Annotated in this window: 6 protein-coding genes and 1 pseudogene; all 7 read right to left on the bottom strand. The window is 70.6% G+C overall.

Translation table 11 applies throughout. The features are described 5' to 3' along the window. A pseudogene (locus EYA84_RS23090) lies at positions 1-418 on the bottom strand (shikimate dehydrogenase); the annotation flags it as partial. Between the two features lie 23 nt (positions 419-441). Further along, a complete protein-coding gene (gene mltG, locus EYA84_RS23095; RefSeq protein ID WP_131055261.1) occupies positions 442-1,638 on the bottom strand; it encodes an endolytic transglycosylase MltG in 1,197 nt (398 codons plus the stop codon). After that, positions 1,635-2,096 carry a Holliday junction resolvase RuvX gene (gene ruvX, locus EYA84_RS23100; protein ID WP_131055263.1) on the bottom strand — a complete coding sequence of 154 codons (462 nt, stop codon included), beginning with the start codon at positions 2,094-2,096 and terminating at the stop codon, positions 1,635-1,637. The genes mltG and ruvX overlap by 4 nt, the downstream gene beginning before the upstream one ends. A gap of 73 nt (positions 2,097-2,169) precedes the next feature. After that, entirely contained in the window at positions 2,170-4,848 is a 2,679-nt protein-coding gene (gene alaS, locus EYA84_RS23105) for an alanine--tRNA ligase (protein ID WP_131055265.1), read from the bottom strand. Then, positions 4,845-5,150 carry a hypothetical protein gene (locus EYA84_RS23110; RefSeq protein ID WP_131055267.1) on the bottom strand — a complete coding sequence of 102 codons (306 nt, stop codon included), beginning with the start codon at positions 5,148-5,150 and terminating at the stop codon, positions 4,845-4,847. The genes alaS and EYA84_RS23110 overlap by 4 nt, the downstream gene beginning before the upstream one ends. Positions 5,151-5,170: 20 nt before the next feature. Next, on the bottom strand, positions 5,171-5,632 hold the full coding sequence (locus EYA84_RS23115; protein WP_131055269.1) for a DUF948 domain-containing protein: 462 nt from the start codon (positions 5,630-5,632) through the stop codon (positions 5,171-5,173). Positions 5,633-5,781: 149 nt separating this feature from the next. Beyond that, complete coding sequence (locus EYA84_RS23120; protein WP_394347604.1) at positions 5,782-6,564, bottom strand: hypothetical protein; 783 nt, start codon at positions 6,562-6,564, stop codon at positions 5,782-5,784. Between the last annotated feature and the right edge of the window lie 138 nt (positions 6,565-6,702).

The raw sequence follows: 6,702 nt of genomic DNA on the forward strand, positions 1-6,702 counted from the left end.
GTCGGGCCGCCGCCGCCCGCGCCGCCCGCGCCGTGCCACCCGCACCCAGCACCATGACGGACGGCACCACGCCAGAGGCACTCGCGCCCACGCCTGCGGACATCAGCACGTCGACCATGCCGGTGACATCGGTGTTGTCCGCGTGCCAGGTGCCGTCGGGGCGGCGTACCAGCGTGTTGGCCGCGCCGACGGCGGCGGCGACCGGCGAGACCTCGGCGGCGACGGTCAGTGCCGCCTCCTTGCCGGGCATGGTCACCGACAGCCCGGCCCACTCCGAACCCAGCCCGGCGACCAGGTCCGGCAGCTCCGCCGCCGCGCACTCGATCCGGGTGTACGACCAGCCGGTGAGCCCGGCGGCGGCGTAGCCGGCGTTGTGGATCACCGGGGAGAGCGAGTGGGCGATGGGCTTGCCCAGCACTGCCGCCCGCCGTGCCACCACCGTCACAGGACGCCGTTCTCCTTGGCCTTCTCGATGTTGCGCTCGTGCTGGCTGTAGTCCTTGGTGAAGGCGGAGTTGCCTTCCTTGTCGATCGCCACGAAGAAGAGCCAGTCGCCGGCCGGCGGGTCCATAGCGCCTTCCAGCGCTTCCTTGCCCGGGTTGTTGATCGGCGTCGGGACCATGCCCGGAAGCTTGCGGTTGTACGGGTTCTTCGGGTTGTCGAGGTCGCTCCGCGTCATCTGGCCGGAGGTCTTGCCCTCCTGCCCGATCGACTCGAAGTAGTAGTTGACCGTGACGTCCATCTCCAGGCAGTCACAGGGGAACGTGCCCGAGTAGACCCGGTTGTAGGCGACCCGGGCGACCCGACCGAGGTCCTTCTTGGTGCCGGCCTCGGCCTGGGCCAGCGACGCCACGATCAACGCCTCGTACGGGCTGATCCCGCCGCGTTCCTTCTGCACCCGGTCGGCGAAGTTCATCTGCCCGGTGACGGAGAGGAAGTGGTCGACCATCTGTCCCAGGATCGCCTCGGCGGTGGCGTTCGGCGGGATCTCGTAGGTGTCCGGGAAGAGGAAGCCCTCGATGGACTTGGCGGACTTCTTGCCGTCCTCCCGCTTGAACCACCAGTCCGGTACGCCCAGCTTCTCCGGGTCCTTCGCGGCGGCCTCGAACTCCTTGACCGGGATGTCGGTCTGCTCGCTGAGCAGCTTGAAGATGCTCTTTGCGGTGCGCCCCTCGGGGATGGTGAGCCCGTTGACGATCCGGTTCTGCGGGTCGAGCATCGCGGCCAGGGCGTTCGCGCCGCTCATCTCCTTGCGCAGCTTGTACGTGCCGGGCTGGATGTTGCGGCTGCGGGAGTTCTCCTGCGCCGCCTCGGTGAACGCCTTGGTGCTCTTGATCACGCCGGCGTCGCGGAGCACCACGGCCATGTCGGCGAGGAACGCGCCCTGCGGGATCTGGATCGTCACGTCCTCGGTGCCGTCGCCGTCGAAGTCCGGTGTGACGAAGTAGCTCTGGATCCGGTCGAAGCCGTAGAAGGCGCCGCCGCCGATGCCGCCGAGCAGCACCAGCGCCAGCAGCAGGGCGAGCACTGTCTTGCCCTTGCCGCCACCGGACCGGCCGCCGCGCTTGCGGCCACGCCGGTGCTTGCCCTTGTCCCCCCGGTCCTGCTCGTCGAACCCGAGGTCCAGATCGTCCATCATTCGGTCCGCCTCCGCTGCGCGTCCAGCCAGCTCTGCAGAATCTCCACCGCGGCGGCCTGGTCGACCACCGCCCGTTGTTTCTTCCCCCGGACACCGCGCTCGGCAAGCCTACGACTGGCCACGACCGTGGACATCCTCTCGTCAGTCAGCGTCACCGGAACAGGCGCTATCACATCGGCCAGTTGTCGAGAGTACGCCTTCACGTGCTCCGCTGCGGGGCCGTGTTTACCCGCCAGGTTGACCGGTAGGCCCACCACCACCTCGACCGCCTCATGTTCGGCGACCAGTGCGGCCACCTCGGCGAGGTCCGTCGGTACCGCGTCTGACCTGGGGTTCTGATCCCGGGAGAGGGTGACCAGAGGGGTGGCGAGAACCCCGTGCGGATCCGACCGGGAGACCCCGATCCGGACCTGTCCGACGTCCACGCCCAACCGCACACCGCGGGACAACCCGGTCACGCTTCGTCACCTCGCCCGGAATAGGCGGCAGGGCGGACCGGTCCGGTCCGCCCTGCCGTCAGGTACTGAGGAATCACGCCTCGGCGACCGTCTTCTCCACCGCGAGCAGGAGGTTGGGGACCTCCGACTCGGGCAGGCCGCCCCCCTGGGCCAGGTCCGGGCTACCACCGCCGCGCCCGGAGAACGCCGCCTTGACCAGATCGTTCGCGGCGACACCACGGCTGCGGGCGGCCGAGTTCACCGCCACCACCAGGGACGCCTTGCCGTTCGCGCGGGCCGCCACCGCGACCACGCCCGGCCGGGCCGCGTCGATCCGGCCCCGGATCTCCTGGGCCAGCGTGCGGACGTCGTTGCCGGCCGCCCCCTCGGGCGCCTCGATGCCGACGTAGGCCACCCCGCGCACGTCCCGGGCCTGCGCGGCGAAGGCCGCCGCACCGCCGAGTACGAGCTGGGCGCGCAGCTTCTCCAGCTCCTTCTCCGCGTCGCGCAACTGGGTCACGGTCTGCTCGACCCGGTCCGCCACCTGGTCGGAGGGGACCCTGTACAGCTCGGCGAGCCGGGCCACCAGCAGGTGCTCGCGGGCCAGGAAGTTGAACGCGTCCATGCCGACCAGCGCCTCGACCCGGCGGACGCCGGAACCGATGGACGACTCCGAGAGGATCTTGACCAGACCGAGCTGGCCGGAGCGGGCCACGTGGGTGCCGCCGCACAGCTCGCGGGCGTAGTCACCGACCTCGACCACCCGGACCTGGTCGCCGTACTTCTCGCCGAACAGCGCCATCGCGCCGATGCGCCGCGCCTCCTCCAGCGAGGTGACGAAGGCGTGCACCTCCAGGTCCGCCAGGAGCACCTCGTTGACCTGCTGCTCCACGTCCCGCAGCACGCTCGGCGCCACGCCGGTCGCGGTGTTGAAGTCGAACCGCAGCCGACCCGGGGCGTTCAGCGAACCGGCCTGGGTGGCGGACTCGCCGAGGAAGTTGCGCATGGTCTGGTGCACCAGGTGGGTCGCGGTGTGCGACCGGGAGATGGCCCGTCGACGGCTGGAGTCGATCTCGGCGTACCCGGTCTCGCCGGCCCGCACCTCGCCCCGGAGCACCCGGGCCCGGTGCACGATCAGCCCCGGCACCGGCTGCTGCACGTCGAGGACCTCGACCTGCCCACCGCCCACGGTGATCATGCCGACGTCGGGCTGCTGCCCGCCGCCCTCGGCGTAGAACGGCGTGGTGTCCAGGACCAGCTCGACCAGGTCACCCTCGACCGCCGCCGCGCGCGGCCCGTCGGTGCCGAGCACCGCCCGCACCGTCGACTCGCGGGAGACCTCGGTGTAACCGGTGAAGGTCACCGGACCACCGGCGTCGAGCACCGACCTGTACGCCGACAGGTCGGTGTGCCCGGTCTTGCGGGCCTGCGCGTCGGCCTTGGCGCGGGACCGCTGGTCGGCCATCAGCCGCCGGAAGCCCTCCTGGTCGACGTGGAGGCCCTGCTCGGCCGCGATCTCCAGGGTCAGGTCGATCGGGAAGCCGTACGTGTCGTGTAGCTGGAACGCCTTGTCGCCGGAGAGCGCCGGCCTACCCGCCGACTTCGTCTCGCTGATCGCGGTGTCCAGGATCGTGGTGCCCGCCCGCAGGGTCGCCAGGAACGCGTCCTCCTCCGCGTACGCGTACGCGGAGATCCGGTCGAAGTCGGCGGCCAGCTCCGGGTACGACGGGGCCATGCAGTCCCGGGCCACCGGCAGCAGCTCGGGCAGCGCCCGCTCCTGCCAGCCCAGCAGTCGCACCGCGCGGATCGCCCGGCGCATGATCCGCCGCAGCACGTAGCCACGGCCCTCGTTGGACGGGGTCACCCCGTCACCGATCAGCATCAACGCGGTACGCACGTGGTCGGCGACCACCCGCAGCCGGACGTCGTCGGGGTGCGACTGGTTCGCCGCGTGCCCGGAGTGCGTCCCGTACCGCTTGCCGGTCAGCTCGGCGGCCCGGTCCAGGATCGGCCGGACCTCGTCGATCTCGTACAGGTTGTCGACGCCCTGCAGGATGGAGGCCATCCGCTCCAGGCCCATGCCGGTGTCGATGTTCTTCTTCGGCAGCTCACCGACGATCCGGAACCGCTCCTTGTCGAGCACGTCCGCGATCTCGTACTGCATGAAGACGAGGTTCCAGAACTCCAGGTACCGGTCCTCGTCGACCTCGGGGCCGCCCTCGGCGCCGTACTCCGGCCCACGGTCGTAGTACAGCTCGGAGCAGGGGCCGGCCGGGCCGGGAATGCCCATCGACCAGAAGTTGTCCTTCTTGCCCCGGCGCACGATCCGCTCGACCGGTACCCCGACGCGCCGCCAGATGTCGTACGCCTCGTCGTCGTCCAGGTAGACCGTCGCCCAGACCCGCTCCGGGTCCAGCCCGAAGCCGCCCGCCTCGACCGGCTTCGTGGCCAGGTCCCAGGCGAACGGGATCGCGCCGTCCTTGAAGTAGTCGCCGAAGGAGAAGTTGCCGTTCATCTGGAAGAACGTGCCGTGCCGGCTGGTCTTGCCGACCTCGTCGATGTCCGGCGTGCGGATGCACTTCTGCACGCTCACCGCCCGGGAGAACGACGGCGTCTGCTGCCCGAGGAAGTACGGGACGAACTGCACCATGCCGGCGTTGACGAACAGCAGGTTCGGATCGTTGATGGCGGGCAGCGGAGCGGACGGCACCACGGCGTGGCCGTTCGCCTCGAAGTGGGCGAGATACCGCCGCTTGATCTCCGCCGTCTTCATCGCTGGGGTTCCTCCGGAAAGATGTCTCTGTCACCGATGCGCGGCTCGTCGCGCACGTCGGCGAACTGGTCGTCGAACGCCTCGCCCTGGGCGAACGCCTCGTGGATCTCGTGCTCCCGCTCGGCCATCCCGGCACGTACGTCCGCCACGAAGCTACGCAGTTCCTCGACGAGACCGCCAGCGGATTGTGACAGGTTGTCGGCGATCCCCGCCGGAGTGTAGGCGTGCGCGGCACGGGTCGCCTGGCGCACCACCACCACGCCGACGGCCAGACCGATGCCCAGCCAGAACAGCCGCTTCATGCTCGTACCTCCGCCGTCGGTCAGCGGTTGCCGCGCCGGGCGGCGCGCCGCTGGGACTTGATGGTGTCGCGGACCTCGCGCTCGGTCTCGGCGCTGCGCCGGGCCGAGGCGGCCTTGCGCACGCCGTAGCCGAAGGCGGCCACCTTGACCAGCGGGTTGGCGGCGGCGGCCGAGACGACGGTGACCAGGTTGGCGACGTTGGCGCTGATGTTCTGCGCGTGACTGGTCATGGTGTCGACCTTGGCGAGCTGGAGGTTCACCCCGTCGAGCGACGTCTGCACCTGTTCGAGGGTGACGTTGACGTTCCGCACGGTGGTGTTCACGTCACCGAGCAACGGCCCGGTCCGGTCGTTGAGGTCGTTGATCATCTGGGTGGTCGCGTCCACGGTGTGCCGCAGCCGCAGGATGGGCAGCGTCAGGATCAGCACCAGCATCGCGAACGCGATAGCCGCGATCAACGCCGCGACCTCCAAAAAGCCCACGCCTGTCCTCCTCAACACGGTCCCGGGACACCACGGCCCACGAGACGTACGACCTTCTCGCCCACGCCGTCATCGGTGGCCCGCCTCGCGCCTGCTGGCAGCGGGCGGGCCGCCAGATGCAGACCCTACCGTCCGTGATGACAATCGGCTCAGGACGGTGGTGACGGCGTCAACTCGCCCAGCGGATCGTCGGTCAGCGTCGGGTAGGGATCCTCACCGGTCAGTGACGGATCCGTGTCCGGCTGTGGCCTGGTCCGCTCGTCGTCGATCGCATTGCGGACCTTCACCGAGACCAACGAACCGGAGCACTCCTCGGCTGCGGTCGACGGGTCGGGCGACGGCACGACCGCCGGCTCACCGTCCACCGGCGGCGGTACGCAGGTCGGCTCCCGGACCCACAGGTCCAGCGTCAACTCGTCGCGCCGCCAGCAGGTGTAGCTGCCCTTCTCCTCCTGCCCCGGGCAGTACGCGGGCTGCCAGGGCTGCCAGCCGTCGCGGCTCAGCGCGTCCTCGTACACCTGGGCCGTCTCCTCCGGCGACCGCTCGGAGGTGGCGGTCCGCTCACGCAGCCGACAGTCGAGCAGGCACCAGCGACTGCCGCTGGTGAAGTCCTCCGGCTGCGCCGCGGCCCACTCCGGCACCTCCAGCTCGTCGAGCGAGACGAAGACCGGGTCCCGGTTCATCGCCTGCACGCCGAAGAAGGCCGGTACACCACCGAGCAGGAGCACGGCGACCAGGGCCAGCAGCAGCGTACGGCGACGCTGGCCGGCACCGGCCTGACGGCGCGTCTCCGGGTCGGCCTCCAGTGCCTCCTCGTCGGGCCGGTCGCCGTCCCCGTCGTCCGGGTCGGTGGGTCGCCGTAGCGCCGGATCCGGTGCGGGCCGGGGCCCGGTCGGGTCGGCGGAGGGCACCACGGCGGCGGCCCGGGCCATCGCAGGCGCCTCCCCGGAACGCGGCGGCGGGGGCACCGGTGCGGCACCGGACGGCTCGCGGGCCGGGTCCCGTTGTGGCGGCGTGGCCCGACCGGCCCTGTCTCGTATACACAACTCCGAGCCCACGAGACTAGCGCT

It is taken from the genome of Verrucosispora sp. SN26_14.1, from assembly GCF_004307965.1.
In the GTDB taxonomy this organism is placed as follows: domain Bacteria; phylum Actinomycetota; class Actinomycetes; order Mycobacteriales; family Micromonosporaceae; genus Micromonospora.

Coding starts and splice junctions, on each gene's coding strand:
- alaS (WP_131055265.1), bottom strand. CDS start 4,848: ATGAAGACGGCGGAGATCAAGCGGCGGTATCTCGCCCACTTCGAGGCG.
- EYA84_RS23120 (WP_394347604.1), bottom strand. CDS start 6,564: ATGGCCCGGGCCGCCGCCGTGGTGCCCTCCGCCGACCCGACCGGGCCC.
- EYA84_RS23110 (WP_131055267.1), bottom strand. CDS start 5,150: ATGAAGCGGCTGTTCTGGCTGGGCATCGGTCTGGCCGTCGGCGTGGTG.
- mltG (WP_131055261.1), bottom strand. CDS start 1,638: ATGATGGACGATCTGGACCTCGGGTTCGACGAGCAGGACCGGGGGGAC.